15 protein-coding genes are annotated in these 15,384 nt (G+C 65.5%); 9 read left to right on the top strand and 6 right to left on the bottom strand.

Features of this window, described 5'->3' with window-relative positions; all coding sequences use genetic code 11:
• The first annotated feature begins 174 nt into the window (after positions 1-174).
• A complete protein-coding gene (locus tag FJ967_RS28940) occupies positions 175-579 on the top strand; it encodes a GFA family protein (RefSeq protein WP_140735722.1) in 405 nt (134 codons plus the stop codon).
• Here the strand turns inward: FJ967_RS28940 and FJ967_RS28945 are convergent.
• Both FJ967_RS28945 and FJ967_RS28950 read right to left on the bottom strand, forming a co-directional pair.
• Entirely contained in the window at positions 558-1,889 is a 1,332-nt protein-coding gene (locus FJ967_RS28945; RefSeq protein ID WP_140735723.1) for a VpsF family polysaccharide biosynthesis protein, read from the bottom strand. The two genes, FJ967_RS28940 and FJ967_RS28945, sit on opposite strands and share 22 nt — an antisense overlap.
• A gap of 1 nt (position 1,890) precedes the next feature.
• Positions 1,891-4,017, bottom strand: coding sequence for a Wzz/FepE/Etk N-terminal domain-containing protein (locus FJ967_RS28950; RefSeq protein WP_140735724.1), 2,127 nt, complete (start codon positions 4,015-4,017; stop codon positions 1,891-1,893).
• A gap of 304 nt (positions 4,018-4,321) precedes the next feature.
• Between FJ967_RS28950 and FJ967_RS28955 the strand changes: the two genes are divergently transcribed.
• The 4 genes from FJ967_RS28955 to FJ967_RS28970 all read left to right on the top strand — a co-directional run bounded on the left by FJ967_RS28955 (position 4,322) and on the right by FJ967_RS28970 (position 7,820).
• Positions 4,322-5,824 carry a formyl transferase gene (locus FJ967_RS28955; RefSeq protein WP_140735725.1) on the top strand — a complete coding sequence of 501 codons (1,503 nt, stop codon included), beginning with the start codon at positions 4,322-4,324 and terminating at the stop codon, positions 5,822-5,824.
• Positions 5,825-5,922: 98 nt separating this feature from the next.
• Positions 5,923-7,131: an NAD(P)/FAD-dependent oxidoreductase gene (locus FJ967_RS28960; RefSeq protein ID WP_181176186.1), complete on the top strand. Its 1,209-nt coding sequence runs from the start codon at positions 5,923-5,925 to the stop codon at positions 7,129-7,131.
• Positions 7,132-7,327: 196 nt separating this feature from the next.
• Positions 7,328-7,528, top strand: coding sequence for a hypothetical protein (locus tag FJ967_RS28965; RefSeq protein WP_140735726.1), 201 nt, complete (start codon positions 7,328-7,330; stop codon positions 7,526-7,528).
• A 61-nt stretch (positions 7,529-7,589) separates the two neighbouring features.
• The gene (locus tag FJ967_RS28970; protein ID WP_140735727.1) at positions 7,590-7,820 is read left to right on the top strand and encodes a hypothetical protein; all 231 of its coding nucleotides are present in this window, start codon (positions 7,590-7,592) and stop codon (positions 7,818-7,820) included.
• On the opposite strand, the gene FJ967_RS28975 is transcribed toward FJ967_RS28970, so the two are convergent.
• From FJ967_RS28975 to FJ967_RS28985, 3 genes are all read right to left on the bottom strand, one after another.
• The gene (locus FJ967_RS28975; protein ID WP_140735728.1) at positions 7,803-8,039 is read right to left on the bottom strand and encodes a hypothetical protein; all 237 of its coding nucleotides are present in this window, start codon (positions 8,037-8,039) and stop codon (positions 7,803-7,805) included. The genes FJ967_RS28970 and FJ967_RS28975 overlap by 18 nt on opposite strands.
• 556 nt (positions 8,040-8,595) lie before the next feature.
• Positions 8,596-9,453: a sugar phosphate isomerase/epimerase family protein gene (locus FJ967_RS28980; RefSeq protein ID WP_246675427.1), complete on the bottom strand. Its 858-nt coding sequence runs from the start codon at positions 9,451-9,453 to the stop codon at positions 8,596-8,598.
• A gap of 1 nt (position 9,454) precedes the next feature.
• Positions 9,455-10,525, bottom strand: a complete 1,071-nt coding sequence (locus FJ967_RS28985) for a LacI family DNA-binding transcriptional regulator (RefSeq protein ID WP_140735730.1) — start codon at positions 10,523-10,525, stop codon at positions 9,455-9,457.
• A 139-nt stretch (positions 10,526-10,664) separates the two neighbouring features.
• On the opposite strand from FJ967_RS28985, the gene FJ967_RS28990 reads away from it, so the two are divergent.
• Entirely contained in the window at positions 10,665-11,696 is a 1,032-nt protein-coding gene (locus FJ967_RS28990) for a hydroxyacid dehydrogenase (RefSeq protein WP_140735731.1), read from the top strand.
• A gap of 339 nt (positions 11,697-12,035) precedes the next feature.
• Here FJ967_RS28990 and FJ967_RS28995 read toward each other — a convergent pair whose 3' ends face one another.
• Positions 12,036-12,659, bottom strand: a complete 624-nt coding sequence (locus FJ967_RS28995; protein WP_140735732.1) for a TetR/AcrR family transcriptional regulator — start codon at positions 12,657-12,659, stop codon at positions 12,036-12,038.
• Positions 12,660-12,848: 189 nt separating this feature from the next.
• On the opposite strand from FJ967_RS28995, the gene FJ967_RS29000 reads away from it, so the two are divergent.
• The 3 genes from FJ967_RS29000 (at position 12,849) to FJ967_RS29010 (ending at position 15,355) form a co-directional block, all read left to right on the top strand.
• Positions 12,849-13,751, top strand: coding sequence for an alpha/beta fold hydrolase (locus FJ967_RS29000; protein WP_246675428.1), 903 nt, complete (start codon positions 12,849-12,851; stop codon positions 13,749-13,751).
• A gap of 400 nt (positions 13,752-14,151) precedes the next feature.
• Complete coding sequence (locus tag FJ967_RS29005) at positions 14,152-14,241, top strand: putative RiPP precursor (protein WP_140735734.1); 90 nt, start codon at positions 14,152-14,154, stop codon at positions 14,239-14,241.
• A 370-nt stretch (positions 14,242-14,611) separates the two neighbouring features.
• Positions 14,612-15,355, top strand: coding sequence for a helix-turn-helix transcriptional regulator (locus FJ967_RS29010; protein ID WP_140735735.1), 744 nt, complete (start codon positions 14,612-14,614; stop codon positions 15,353-15,355).
• Positions 15,356-15,384: the final 29 nt, after the last annotated feature.

The raw sequence follows: 15,384 nt of genomic DNA on the forward strand, positions 1-15,384 counted from the left end.
GCGATGCCTGCGGGAGCTCTGGCGTATTTCTTGAGTTGGAGCTCCCCAATGGCCGAAGACGATCGCTTGTGTCGAGTGTCGTAATTGGGCGCCAGTGCAGCGCATTAATGTCATGCCCTGCATTGCGACCGGCATAGACTGTCGGGCCAATCTGTTGCTTCAAGGAGAAGTCGGATGCGTGGCCGTTGCCTATGTCGCGCCGTTGCTTTTGAAGTCGATGGGCCGATACAGGCCTGCGTGGTCTGTCATTGTGAAAGTTGCCGGCGGCAATGTTCAGCGCCGATGACCGCCTACATTGGCGTCCCGGGCGGCCAATGGCGATGGCTGGGCAAGCCACCGAAAATATTCAACTCTTCTCCCGGCGTGGAAAGAACATTCTGCGAGCATTGCGGCACGCCGCTTTCCTTCCGCTCGAAAAACATGTCCGGTGTCATGCACTTCTTCGCGGCGGCGATGGAGGAGCCGGAGACATTTGCGCCCACGCTGCATGTCGCCTTTGAAGAGAAGCTGCCTTGGTTGAAACTGGCCGATGGCCTGCCGACCCGAGTCGGGCCTGACTATACGAAAGACCCGGGATGACGAGGCGCGGGGCTGCGTCCGGGGCCGCCGCGCCCCGCCGGCACCGGCCTGTAAAGCACCAGCGCGATCAAGACGAACTTGCTGAGCAGCGTCGTCTTCGAGGCGAGGCTTTCGGAGGTGTTGAGCAGGATGATCCAGCCCAGCATCAGCAGCCATACGCCGGGATGGCAGCGGCGCGCCACTTCGAACATGAACAGCACGAAGCCGAACAACAGCAGCAAGGTGAAGAAGGCGCCCTGATAGAGGACGGTGCGGATGATCGGGTTCTCGATGCCCTGTTCGAGACCATTGATGCGGCGCAAGGTTTCGATCAGGTCGATATCAGGCCCTATGATGAGGTCGCGCAATTCCAGATGCTTGAACAGCTCGAACATTTCGACGCGGGCATTGGCGCTGCCGCTGTCGGAGACGAAGCGCTCGAGCAGCGCGTCGAAGAAGCCGTAATAGGCCGCGAGCGCGAGCGCGACGGGCAGCAGCGCGGCGAGAATGAAGGCGAGCGCCGCCCCAAGCAGGTTGACGCGCCCGGCGCGCAAGGTGCTGAAGCCATGGATAAGCATGTAGGCGCCGCCGAGGATGATCGTCAGCACCATGGCCGAGCGGCCGCCGAAGGCGACAAGGGCGCAGAATTGCAGGCCGACGAGCCCGAGCCGCATTGGCGTCGACAGCGTGCGTGAACCCGAAAGCAGCGCCAGAACGTAGATCGCGGTGACCGTGGCATTGGAGAGCGGATGGCCCTGCAGCGCGGTGGAACGCGTATCGTTGGCGAACAGCACGCCGTCGAGCCGGTAGGGGAAGACCAGCGTCTTGGTGGCGAACTCGAACAGCGCCAGCAGCGCATTGGCCGTCATCACCGCATGCACGACGCCGCGCAGCCGCGCGAAGGTCCGCTCGTCGGCCTCGCTCAGCATCAGCACGAACAGCGCCGCCGCCACGAAGGTATCGATCATGCCGGCCATGCCGGGCCGCTGCCGCGCCACCACCACCACCAGCAACGCGATCGCGATAAGCGCCATCAGCGCCGAGGCCGGCCGCCTGTCGGCGACGCTGACGCAGTAGCCGATCGGATTGCCATAGGTGCAGGAGCGCCAGGCGAAGACCAGCACCAGCACATAGGTGGAGGGATGGATCTTGGTGGCCGGATTGCCGAAAAGGCCGTCGTAATTGTAGCCCACCAGCCACAGCATGCCACCCGAAACGCTGAACAGCAGCGCCACCGAAACGACCAGTCCGGCGGCTGTCACCCAGTCGATGGAGGCTCCCGCCCGGGGCGCGGCGGCAGGGTGGCCGGATGCGGCCCATCCGGCAACCATCTCAGGCCGCCTCGTCGACCAGCAAGGCGCCTGTCGGCAACCGCCCCATGACGGAGATGGCCTGCGAGACCGCCGTGACATCGCGCATCGGCGTCGTGTTCAGCGTGGCGACCAGCACGATCTCGTCGACCATGGCGACCAGCGGCGAGGCGTTGAGATTGTCGGCCAGCGCACCGCCGTCGACGACGACGAGGTCGAAATTGCGGCTCGCCTGGGCGAGCATGTGCTGCGTGAAATAGACCCCTTGCGCCTCCGAGAAGGCAGCCTTCGGCCGGCCCTTGCCCAAGATGGCGACATTGCTGCCCGGCGCGGAGTGGCTGATCGCCTCGAAGGCAAATTCGCCGCGCAGCACGTCGAGCAGGCCGGGCTGCGGCTCCTTCTGGCTCTTGCCGGAATTGGTGTCGATGAACAGGACGCGGCTGCCGCGGGTCGCCGCCGCATTGGCGAGCAGGCGCGCTGCCCGGCCCCGTTGCGCGGCGTCCTCCGGTGCCGATGTCACCAGGACCGACGGCACGAGCGGCCAGTTCGGCGGACGCCGGCTGGAGGAAAACAGGCGCCTCAGCGCCAGACCGGCGATCGCGTCCGTCTTCTGCCCGGCCGGCCCGGCGGCCTTGCCGAAAGGCCACCAGCGGCGGCGCGCCGCCTTTGCCGGCAGCACGCCCACCACCGGCGCCTCGATGGCCGATTGCATCTGCGCGCTGGAAAGCACCGTCGGCGAGGAATATTCCGCGATCAGCGCCATGCCGGTGCCGAGCCCCAGCCCGCCGAAGAACGCGCCGAACACCAGCAGCAGCAGCGGCGGCCAGCTCTTCTTCAGCGCGGGCATGGCCGTGGAGATGATGCGCGCATTGGTGCTGTCGACGTTGATCTGCTCGCGCGTTTCCTGCGCCCGTTGCAGATAGGTGGCGTAGACGGAGCGCACCGCCTCGAGATCGCGCTGCAGTTCGCGCAGCTTGACCGAGGCCTGGTCGGTGTCGAGCGACTTGCTCTTCATGCCCGCGACCTTGGCCTCCAGCGCCTGCTGGTTGGCCAGCGCCCGCTCGTAGTCGGTTTCGACGGAGGCGCTGATGCGGGTGAGTTCGCGCGTGATGAGGGCGCGCGTGTCGCGCAGTTGCTGCTGCGCCGCGATCATCGAGGGATGGCGCGGCCCGAGTTCGGTGCCGAGCTGCGAGAGCTGGTCGACAAGCGTCGCCTCCTGCGCCCGCAGGCTCGAAATCACCGACGAGCGCATCGCCTCCGAGGTCGCGTCCGGCGCGCCGCCCGACCGGCGCAACTGGTCGACCTGCGCCTTCAGCGCCGCGGTGCGGGTTTGCGCCGCCGAAAGCTGCGTATTGATCTCGGTCAGTTCCTGGTCGCTGACCAGATTGCCCGCCGCCATCACCATGTTGTTGGCGGATTTGTAGGCCTCGACCGCATTCTCGGCCGCGAGCACGCGCTTGCGCTGCTCGTCCAGCCGCGCGGTGATGGAATCGGATGCGTCCGTGGCCATCTTGGCGCGCGCGCTCGCCTGGTCGGCCAGGTAGGCCTGCGCGATCGCGTTGGCGAGCATCGCCGCCTTGTCGGCGCTCTTGGCGGTGACGATCACGTCGAGGACCAGCACCTTGTCGGCCCGCTTCACCGCCAGCCGCCGGCGCAGCGCGTCGAGTGTCTTGCCTGTCCTGTCGGTTTCGGCCGACCCCGAGCCCAGCACGCCGCCGAGCAAACGGTTCAACAATCCGCCCTGCCCGTTGAATTCCGGGTCCTTGGTAAGGTCGGTCGCCTCGATGGCCTTGAGCAGCACGCTGTTCGACTGGACGACGGCGACCTGGCTTTCCACCATGGTGATGCCGCCGTCGGGCGGAACGCGGCTCGGGTTGACGTCGTTGGTGACCACCTGCAGGTCTTGCGGATCGACGATGATTTCAGCCACCGAACTGTAGAGCGCCGGCGTGAACAGCCCATAGAGCAGCGCCACAAGGGTCAGCAGCAGGGCGGTGGCCAGGATCAGGAAACGCCGGCGCACCAGAATGCGCTTCAGGTCACCCAGCTCGACGGTGGAGGATGGATAGGACGCGACCGGCTCCGGCGCGGCATATTGCATCACCTCCGGAGCGTGTTGTTGCGGCAACGAGAGCAGGGATGATTGCAAAGGTCGCTCCGACAACACTCCATGTGCCTGCAAAGGTTAAATTGCGGCTTCATCCTAGCTATTCCTCCAACTGTTAAAACACTGTTAATTATGTTGGGAGCTCTTCTGAATTTCGGCCCGGCGTTTACGTATTTTTGGCATGGAGCTTGCGTAAAAGAGCACGGGGCGTGTTGACAGGACGCAAGCGAGCGGGAAACGAATGGAACGGTGCAGAACCTCCCTCCGGCCTGCCCGTCCGCCCATCGTCATGCCCAAAACTCGACCACCGGCCAGTTACCGACCATCAGAATTCTAGGGGTACGACATGCAGGTCAGCCTGCGTCTGGACAGCGACTGCCTCCGTGGCTTTCACCTGATGCTGCTGCGGCGCCTGGCGGCGCTCGCCGACGTTGAGGTTTGCGTCGACGCACGACCGGGCGCGAGCGGCGTTCCGGGCAGCATCGCGGCTCTGTTCCAGCTTGAGGCGGTGATCCATGGCTTGCCCGCGGACGGGTTGGCCAAGCGCCTGCCGCCGTCGGCGCTGGCGCCCTATCGCGCAGGGCAGCCCGCCTCGCCGGACCTCGTGCTCGACCTCTGCGGCGACGTGCGGCCGGAGGCGGCACGCGTCTGGCGCGTGACCTATGACGGGGCCGCCGGCGAAGCGGCCCTGCTGGCTTCGATCCTCGATGGCCGCACCCCGGTGGCCCGCATCGAGGAGAACGGCGCCGCGGTCGCCGAAGCGCGGCTCGGAACCGAGTATGGCGGCATCGCGCTCGCCGCCTTCCAGGACATGCTGGCGCGCACCGTAAGCCTGATCCTTGCGGCGGTGACGGGCGCGGCGCGCGGTGCCTTGCCTGTCCTGCCCGAACCAATTGACGGCAGGCCCCAGCCGTCGCTGCCGTCGGCCGGCAAGCTCGGCGTCCGCGCGGGCAAGGCGCTGGCGCGGCGCGTCGTCCAGAAGATCTACCATCTCTGCTACAACGCTCCGCACTGGAAAGTCGGCTGGCGCGCGACGGGCGGGCGGGACCTGTTCGACCTGCGCGCCCATCCGGCATCCGGCTGGCAGGAATTGCCCGACGACGGCAGCCGTTTCTACGCCGATCCGTTCCCGATCCTTTACCGGGGCCAGGTGACCCTGTTCGTCGAGGATTACATCCACCGGCAGGGCCGGGCCATCATCTCAGCCGTGCCGTTCGGCCCGGCGGGGCCGCTCGGCCGCCCGGAGCCGGTGCTCGACCTGCCCTACCACCTCTCCTACCCCTTCGTCTTCGAGCGTGACGGCGAGGTCTGGATGGTGCCGGAAAGCTGCGCCAACCGCACGGTGGATCTCTACCGCGCCACCGCTTTCCCCGGCGGATGGGTGAAGGAAGCGACGCTGCTCTCCGATATCGTCGCTAGCGACGCCACCCTGGTCGAGCATGGCGGCTCGTGGTGGCTGTTCGCCACCGTCCGGGACGATGGCGGCGCCTTCTCCGACGCGCTGCATCTGTGGTCGGCGCCGGACTTTCGCGGCCCCTGGACCCCGCATCCCAAAAATCCGGTGCTGATCGACATCGCCTCGGCGCGGCCGGCCGGCCGCATGGTGGAACGCGGCGGCGAGCTGCTGCGCCCGGTGCAGGACTGCCGGCGGAGCTACGGCGCGGCACTCGGCATCGCACGCGTCACTCACCTTGATTTGAATGGCATGGAGCAGCGTGTCGAGACGATCTTAACTCCGGGCGCGCTATGGAGCGGGCGCAAGCTGCACACGCTCAACGAGGCTGGCGGCCTGGAATTCATCGATGGCTCGGCGATCGCGCCGCGCTGGAAACAGAAGAGGCGACCGTGATTAACCTAAACAATTGTTACTACCAGCCACTCGCGCTGGTTGCTTGAGGTTGATTGTGGTCCGGAAGATATTTCCACTACAGATTGTGGAGAGGAACGATGACTAGCGTGAAGGGCAGCGAAATGACCACCGCCGAGGTTGCCCCGGCCGAAGTCGACGTGGCGATCGTGGGCGCCGGAATGGCCGGCACGACCCTGGCGATGGTGCTGGGCAAGGCCGGGCGCAAGGTGGCGCTGATCGACCCGCACCGCATCCATCACGACGAGTTCCGGGCCGAGAAGATCGGCGCCGACCAGATGCAACTCTTCACCAGGCTCGGCCTCGAAGAGGCGGTCATGCGTCACGTCACTCCGGTGAGCAGCATCCACGTGTTTCGCCTGGGCCAGCTGTTCGCCCGCGAGCAGAAGTGGGAATATTCGTTTTCCTACGGCTCGCTGATCAACGGGTTGCGCGACGCCCTGCCGCGCGAAGTGCCGATCACGGTCGGCAAGGTCGCCGAGGTGTCGACCGGGCCGGACCGGCAGCGCCTGGTGCTGGCCGACGGCAGCGTCATCAATGCCCGCCTGCTGGTGGTGGCCACCGGTTACAGCGAAGCGGTGCGCCGCGCCGTTGGCGTCGAGCGCATTGAGCTGTCGAAGGCGCACTCGCTCTCCATAGGCTTCGACCTCGCCATCCCGCCGCACGAATGCGCCTACCAGGCGGTAACCTGCTACGGCAAGCGGGCGGCGGATCGCGTCGCCTATCTCACGGTTTTCCCGCTCGGCAACAAGATGCGGGCCAACATGTTCGTCTATCGCACCGTGGCCGAACAATGGACCAGGGATTTTCGCGAAAACCCTCAGAAGATGCTTAACCAGCTGATGCCCGAAATATCAGCCCAATGCGGCGACTTCGCCGTCGCCGGTCCCGTCGAGGTCAGGCAGATAAACCTGACCACGACGCAAGGCCACCGGCGCGACGGGGTCGTCTTTGTCGGCGACGCCTTCTGGACGACATGCCCGACACCGGGCGTCGGCATCGGCCGGGTCATGGTCGACGTCGAGCGCCTTTGCACGGTCCACATCCCCGCCTGGCTCGCGACACCGGGCATGGCGGCCGACAAGATCGGCGCCTACTATGACGACCCGGTCAAGGTAGCCTCCGACGAGGCCGGCATGCGTGTGAGCCTCTACGCCAAGCAGATCACCACCGAAACCGGACTGGAATGGCGCGCGCGGCGCCTGCGCAACAACGCGGCGCGCCAACTCATGATCATCGGCCGCAGGGTGCGCCATCTAGGGTTGCGGCGGGAGCCCGGCATGGCGTGAGGGTCCTCCCACCCTGGGTCGCCATCGAAGGCAGAGGCGTCTTCCCTTCTCCCCACCCTGCGGGAGGAGGGAAGCGCCGTAGCCCACCAGGACGGAGCGCCTCCACGGCGGATGCCGTGCGCTGAAAAAGAAATCCAGTATCGTTCAGCCGGAACAAGCGGCGCGCCGACAGGTTATCCCCGCAGGAGAGCCTGTCATGGTCAAGAATATCGACCGCGCGTTACAGGATGCTATTCTGGCAATGCGCATTCTACGCAAATCCATCATTGATCATGGCCACATGGAAGCCATGGCCGAATTTGACGGCTTGATGAGCGTAACCATCTCCGAGGCCGAGCGCGAACTGACCCGCTGGCAGTCAAGTCATCGCGCCGAGCGATCGGGCGAGGCAAAATGATGACGCTCTCGCCCGGACCCGGCATCGGCGGAACTTTGCGGCACAGGATTGGTTTTATGGAATGAGCATCGCGCCGGAGAACCAGGTGACCCGATCGGTCGACAAGCAAAAGCTCGAGAGGGCGGATCGCGTGTCGAGGATCATCCTCGACGCCGAGCGGCAGGCGCGGGACGCAAAGACTGCCCGCCTTCGCGAGCAGCGCCTGTCCGCCGCGCCAAGCGGCAAGGCTCCAAAGTCCGCCGCGCCAAGCGGCAAGGCTCCGAAGTCCGCCGCGTCAAAGCGGCGTGGGTGAGGGTTGCGACGGTGGTCGAGCCTCGCGGCATGCCGCGGCCAAGGTCAGCGCGGCGATGAGATCGGCTGGACAAGACTGGTCGCCATACATATCCGCAAAGACCTCGCGCACGATCGTCTCGGCGGGCCTGCCTGGGTAGGATTTGACCATCTCGCAGACGACGTTGCGGATCGTCTCGAAATCATAGGAATCGATGTGCTGGTCGCTCGAGGTCGCCATCGCCTTCTTCCCGGTCGGGGCGAAAGCATGATGACCGCTCTCAAGCATCCGCTTGCCTGGAGACGATGCGGATGACGCAATCACCATACGCTTTTCCAGGGGCGCGGCGAGTCAATTATTCCTGCCCGATCCGGCGCCTGGAGACCCTTCGCCCGGTCGCACGTTCAGTTCGAATTTCCGAACCGGCAACCCCGAGGCCTCCGTCGGAAGGCGCGATCGACCGATCGCGCCTTTGTCTTGACAGGCGAGTGATTCAGGCCGCTCAGGGCGGCGGCAGGCTGGAAGGTCCGCTGAGAGCGGTCACGGCAGAGAGCCGCTCGCGCTTCTGCCAGGTTGGCTTCTCGTATTTCTTCACCAGTTGTTGCTCCTCGCGTTGGGTACCGCGCCAAAAGAAACGCTTCGCTATCGGGTGTCAATTGTGCCACGGCACGGGCTCACGGTTTCACCACTGCGCAACGCGGTTTCGGCCCGCCTCATGAGGCAGCCCATTCACAGTGGGGATCGATGTCGCAGTCGATCGTGTGAGGATGGAAACACTCGAACGCGTCCGGCTCCCTCATCCCAGCCGCAATCCCGCTTTCGCGGCCGCCTCGCGCAGGAACGGCAGGCCGACGGCGATGACGTCGTCGGGATTGTCCGCCACCGGCCGCCAAACCGCCAGCCCGCCGGCGATGTCGGCATCGACATGGTTCATGCTTTCGAGCGTGATGGCTCCGGTATAGCCGATATCGGCGATCGCCTTCATGCAGGCCGCCCAGTCGAGCATGCCGCGCCCGGGCACGCCGCGATTGGCTTCCGAGACATGGACGTAGCCGAGATAGGGCGCCGCCGCCTTGAAGCCGGCGGCGAAACTCTCCTCCTCGATATGCATGTGGTAGGTGTCGAGATGGATGAAGATGTTGTCGGCGCCGACGCGCTCGATGATGTCGGCCGCGTCGACGCCGCGGTTGATCAGATGCGTCTCGTAGCGGTTGCAGGGCTCGATGCCGAGCTTCAGCCCATGCGCTTTGGCCGCCTGTGCGGCGTGCCCGAGGAAGCGGCACATGCCGTCGATTTCGGCTGGTGCCGGCGCGCGGCCGGAGGTCTTGCCGATCGTGCCGTAGGTGACGCCGCCAAGCGCCTTGCTGCCCACCGCCTCGCAGACGCCGAAGGCCGGTTCGAGGAAGGCCAGCGCCTCGTCCGGCCGTGCCACGACGTCGAGCGAGGCCGGCAGGCCAAGCGAGGGAATGAGCTCGACATTCCAGTGTTCGGCAAAGGCGCGCGTGCGTGCCGTATCGATCTCCTCGGGGCGCAGCAGCGGGATTTCCAAGAGGCCGATGCCGAGGCCTTTCAGCCGCTCCATCTGCGGCTCGATCAGATCGAGATCCCAGACCGGAGCGATGGCGAAAGTGTGCAGTCCAAAGACGTTCGTCAACTCAACCTCTCCCTTCATGCGCCGCCGTATTGCCGGCTGGCGGACCCACGGAATCCCGCATCAGGAGCCGGCACGGCTGCAGCCGCGCGGCCGGCGGCCCCTGCGCGCCCTCGATCCTGGCAAACAGCGCCGCCATGGCGTGTTCCGCGATCCGGTTCACCGGCTGCACCACGGCGGCGATGGCCGGCCATGTCACCTGCATCCATTCGGCATCGTCGAAGCCGATCAGCGAAATGTCGTCGGGGCAGTGCCAGCCGCGCCGGCGAAATTCCGACAGCACCACCAGCGTCCCCCTGAGGAACAGCGAGTAGACCGCCGTCGGCCGCTCCCCCTTACCCTCCCAGGCGCCGAAATAATCGCGCAGCCGCGCCCTGAGCGGCTCGACATCGCTTTCAGCCAGCACCACATCGATGCGCGTATCGGGTGCCAGCGCCAGCGCCGCGGTGCGGAATCCGTCGAGACGGGCGCGCACGGTGGCCGCCTCGACGCCAAGGCCGACCACCAATATGCGGCGGTGACCCCTGCCGACCAGTTCGCGCGCCACCTCGGCACTGGCCGCCGCACTGTCGGCCGAAACGGTGTCGAAAACCTCGTCCGACAGCACGCGGTCGATCAGCACGCCGGTCATGCCGTTGGCCTTCATGAACCAGGCCGCCGGCCCCTGCTCGTTGCGCACCGGCGCCAGCACCACGCCGGCCACCCGCCAGTCATGCATGCGGGCGAGGATCTCCTTTTCGCGCGCCTCGGATTCGCGGCTGGAGGCGGCCACCAGCGTATAGCCATGCTCTTCGGCGAGGCTTTCGAGCCGGGTGACCATCTGGCCGAAGAACTCGCTTTCGAATTCCGGCACGATGGCGCCGATGATGCGGCGCCTGGCCCTGCGCATGTCGGATGCCAGCGGATCGACCCGGTAACCCAGATGCTCGACCGCATCGAGGACGCGCCGCGCATTCTCCTGCTTCACCGTGGCGACGCCGGACAGCACCTTGGAGACGGTGGCCGCCGACACGCCGGCGCGGTCCGCCACGTCGTGGATCGACGGACGCCGCTGCTGGTCCTGTCGATGCGCCATTGGCCTCCTCCCCGAGGGCAGGCCCGCATTGGCCTTGCACGGCATGAGTAAATCGATTTATCGAGCTTGTAAATCGTTTCATCCGAGATAGATTTGCAAGCGAGGAAGCGCCAGGAGCCGCTTCGGGAGGATTTGTGCCATGTCAGACACCGCCTTGCCGCTGGTCATCAGCGCGCCCGAGCCGCGCACGCTCGACCTGATCTTCACCCCGCCGCAACTGGCGCGGCTCAAGGCGAATTACCGCATCGTCGAGACGACGGCGGACGGCGTGGCGCGGCTGCCGGCGGAGGTGCTCGCCGAGGCCCGTTACATCGTTGGTCAGCCGCCGGTCTCGCCGCAAACGCTTGCAGCCCTGAAGGCGCTGCGCTGCGTCTTCAATGTCGAGAGCAACCTCCTCGACAACATGCCCTATGAGACGCTGTTTTCGCGCGGCATCCATGTCGTCACCACCGGCCTGGTCTTCGCCGAGCCGGTGGCCGAGCTCGGCCTTGCCATGGCGCTCAACCTTGCCCGCGGCATCGTCGATGCCGACCTCGCCTTCCGCCAGGGGCAGGAATTGTGGGGCGGCGACGGCAACCGCAGCGCGCGGCTGCTTTCGGGCGCCGATGTCGGCATTATCGGCTTTGGCGATCTCGGCCGCGCGCTGAACCGGCTGCTGTCGGGTTTCCGCACCCGCACCAGGGTGTTCGACCCCTGGCTGCCGCCGTCGATCCTGAGGGAGAATGGCGTCGAGCCGGCCTCGCTGGACGACGTGCTGTCATCGAGCGACTTCGTTTTCGTCGTCGCCTCGGTAACCTCGGAAAACCAGGGCTTTCTCGGCGCCGACGCTTTCGCCCGAATGCGCAAGGGCGCCGCCTTTATCCTGCTCAGCCGTGCCGGCGTGGTGGATTTCCCCGCTCTTATGGCGGCGGTCGAGAGCGGCCATATCCTTGCCGCCAGCGACGTCTTCCCGCAAGAGCCGCTGGCGGGCGACCACCCGGTCCGCGCCCTGCCCGGCTTCCTGCGCTCCGCCCATCGCGCCGGCGCGCTCGACATCGCCTTCAAGCGCATGGGCGACATGGTGCTGGAGGACATGGACCTGATCGACCGCGGCCTGCCGCCGTTGCGTTCCAAGCGTGCCGAGCGCGAGACGGTGTCGAGGATGCGTTCGAAGCCGTCTGACCGGAATTGAGCCTGCGCCTTCTATGCGTGATTTTAGCATCAGTAGCAGCTAAAGTAGCACGATCGTGAACACCAAGCGGTTGAATCGCTTTGACATCCCCGTTCCCTCCGGGTCAGGTCCCCCGGTTAAATCTGGGCAAAGGGGACACGAAATGAAGAAGAACTATGTCAGGCCGACGCTGCTTAAGCGCCAGAAACTGTCGTTGGTCACGGCGGTTGCCTGTCCGATCTCGCAGTGCATCAAATAAGTCGACACCGGGATAAGATGAAGGCCTGAGGGGGACGTCGCAGTCCTCCGGGCCTGGTTATGACCTGGGGCGGCTGGCATTTTGCCCGGCCGACCTGTCATCTATGTAAGATATCCGACCACCAGCCGCGTCGTCTCGTCGACGAGCGTCCGGACCGTTTGATCCGGCAGCATCTTTTGGCTGCTGAGAACCGCCGTGTGCGCAAGCGCCTCGATGGTTGTCACCGCCACGAACGCCGCCATATCGAGATCGGCCACGCGCAATTCGTCGCTATGTGCGGCGAGATAGGTCCTGAAAAGCGCATAGGTCTGACGGCCGAATGCTTCGACATCGGCGAGCCGGCCCGTGCGCGGAATCTGCTCTGCCAGCACGCTATGCAGCCGGGGATCGATCCGGTGCGCCTCGATCGCCACCGCGACCAGCCGGCGCACCCCGATCTCGACCGGCAGCATGTCGATTTCCGCGAAAGCAGGCAGCACCAGCCGCATGATCTCCTCGTTGTGCCGGTCGATGACGGCCGCGACCAGCGCCTCCTTGCCCGGATAGTACTGGTATAGCGAACCGATGCTGACACCCGCCTGCTCGGCGATCCGATTGGTGCTGGCCTTGTCGAAACCCTCCTTCACCAGAATGCGAGCGGTCGCCTCGACCAGCGCGTCGACCGTCGCGCGCGACCTGTCCTGGGCGGCGGCTTTCCTGGGTTTGGTGAGTGGCTTTCGCGCCATCTTCGGCTGGTCCCAATGCGAGTAGGGGAATACGAGCAATAGCTCATATTATAGGCGAACGCGGCAGCGCTTGGACAGGGTTGCCGGAGAAATTCGGATGGAGATGCCGGCATGATCGTCGACAGGGTTGTTTCAGCGCAAGTGCGGCGAGAACAAAATGTCGGGGGAGAACCCCATGCGGACGAGCGCGTGCCGAGCCGACGAAGCCGCTTCGTCAACGCCATGCTGCGCCTCCTGCCCTCGAAGAAGCGGCTGGGGTCGGCTGCCGCCGTGCGCGACAAGGCGCGCCGCCTGGCGTTGCGGCCGGCCTCGCACCTGCCAAGGGGCCTTGGCGGCGGCCTCACCGTCACCTTGATGCATGGGGCGGGCTGGCCAGTCTACCATACCGCGCCCGCGATCCGGCCGTATGGCGGCAACATCGTCGTGTTCCTGCATGGTGGTGGCTACATCCACGAAATCGTGCGCGCGCATTGGCGCTTCATCGGCCTGCTTACCCGTGACGGCAACCGCTGCGTCGTTCCGATCTATCCGCTGGCGCCGGGCGCCACCGCCGCCGATGTCGTTCCGGCGGCCGGCCAGTTGCTGCGCCAGTCCATGCGGGAGGCCGGCGATGCGAAGGTGATCGTGATCGGCAATTCGGCCGGCGCCGGTCTCGCCCTTGCGGCCGCGCAGTGGCTTCGTGACCGGGAATACCGCCAGCCGGATGGGCTGGTGTTGATCTCGCCCGGCGTCAATGCATCGCTGAACCATCCGGAGCGGCGGGCAATCGCCGCCCGAGATCCCCTGCTGGATATTCCCGGAACCGTCGAAGGCGCGCGGCTCTATGCCGGCGGCCTCGATCCCAGCCATCCCTATGTCAGCCCGCTGAACGGCGATTTCGACGGCCTGGCGCCGATGATCGTCTTTTCCGGCACACGCGACCTGCTCTATCCCGACAGCGTCGCCCTGGCCGACAAGGCGAGGGCCGCTGGCGTCAGGGTCGAGCTTCATCTGAGAAAGGGCCAGCCCCATAATTATCCGGGGCTGCCCACCCCGGAGGGTCGTGAGGCGCGCTCGATCATCCTGCGTGCTGCCCGTCGAGGATTGGGGTGATCCGCGCGCGGAAAGAAATCCGCGAAGACAAGGCGGGAACCGCTTCAGGGGCATCCGCGTTTCGTTGTCGGATCGTCTCCCATTCGATCCGGAATGCCTCCAATCAACCCCGCCGCGCCTCAGGCCGGCGGGGTTTCTTCATTCAGGGACTGCCATTGAGGGGCTGTTATCTAGGGGGCTGCCAATGAGGAGCTGCCATTTAGGGACTGCCATTTAGGGACTGCTTGACAAAGTTTGCCGGCACGCGCTTACCTCCGGCGTGGCAACTGCTTGGGGGATTGCGTGAAAAAGACCTACCAGAAACCGCTTTTGGTGAAGCGTGACAAGCTTTCATCCGTAACCGCATTCTGCCCTCCGTCCGTTGTTTGCGGCTGATTGCGCCGATGGCCAGGAGAGACGCATGAAGAAAACCTACATCAAGCCGACGCTCTTGAAGCGTGAGAAACTGTCGGCGGTCACTGCCGACAACTGCACCTCGGTCTGCATCTGACCGAACGCCTGCCGAAGGGCTGAGACACGGGGGCTGATGCGGGGTCTTGCGGCCTTGCAAGGACCGTCCCTGGGCGATTCAAGATTCCCGCAGCCTGCCTCCCTCAGGGGAGCCTGCCTCCCCCAGGAAGAGTCGGCCTTTCGATGGAACGATCGTGCCGCCGGCTTGTTTTGCTTGCAGCCGGGCGGTGGGACGCCCGGTCTACTCCAGAAGGCCCGTCGCGAGTCGCGTCGGTGGCGGGCCTTCCCTTGATCGACACGCATGCGATATTGACCGAAGGTCCCATTCGCGCCGTGGCGGTCTTGTGCGAGATTGCCATATATAAGCAATCTCTTGAGTAATGGTCCGGACCTCTGTCGGGGGCGGTGTCGTGCCAATTCGCAGGAATCTTGCCGCGAACCTCAGACGGCTGGTCGCCAGCCATCCGTCCGTGAGCGCCGTTTGCCGCGGACTGGACATGAACCGCACGCAGTTCGAGCGCTATCTGCAAGGCAAGAGCGTGCCCAACCGGGCCACCGCGAGACTGATCTGCGACTATTTCCGGATCGACGAGGATGAATTGTACCGTGCGCCGGAAACCGCGGCACCGGAACGCCCGCTTCTGTCGCCGATGCACGAGACGCTTTACGAAAACATGGTGCGCGGCCCCAATCCCGCCATCGCCGGCGGAACCTACTTCACCTACTTTGCCGTACCCGGGCGCCCCGATCTCCTGATGCGGTCGGTCACCTTCATTCGGCGTCGGGCCGATCTGGTAACGTTCCGGCGCGTGACCCGGTGGGCCGAGGGCAATCGCCAGGGCGGGCCTCGGGCGCCGGGCTGGCACTACGGCGTGGCGATCTCGCGTTTGAACTGGATCTATTTCGCCGGCATCAACCGCCGCCAGACCGGCGAGCCGTCGATCGTGGCCGTGCAATGGGCGCCTTTCTCGGAGCCGGTCCTGGTCGGCAAGGCCTTCGTCCTGACCGGAGCCGGGCCGGCCTGCATACAGGTCATCATGCGCCAGCAAGTCGGCCGGACGAGCCTGCGTCAGGCGATGACGATGTGCGGCGTCGTCAGCCTCGACGACCCGCGGCTGGACCAGCTTGTGGCCAGCATCGCGCGCGAAGGCTAGAGTGCGTCCAGGCCACGGGGTTGGCCGGC

This window comes from Mesorhizobium sp. B2-3-4 (genome assembly GCF_006442315.1).
Lineage (GTDB): Bacteria > Pseudomonadota > Alphaproteobacteria > Rhizobiales > Rhizobiaceae > Mesorhizobium.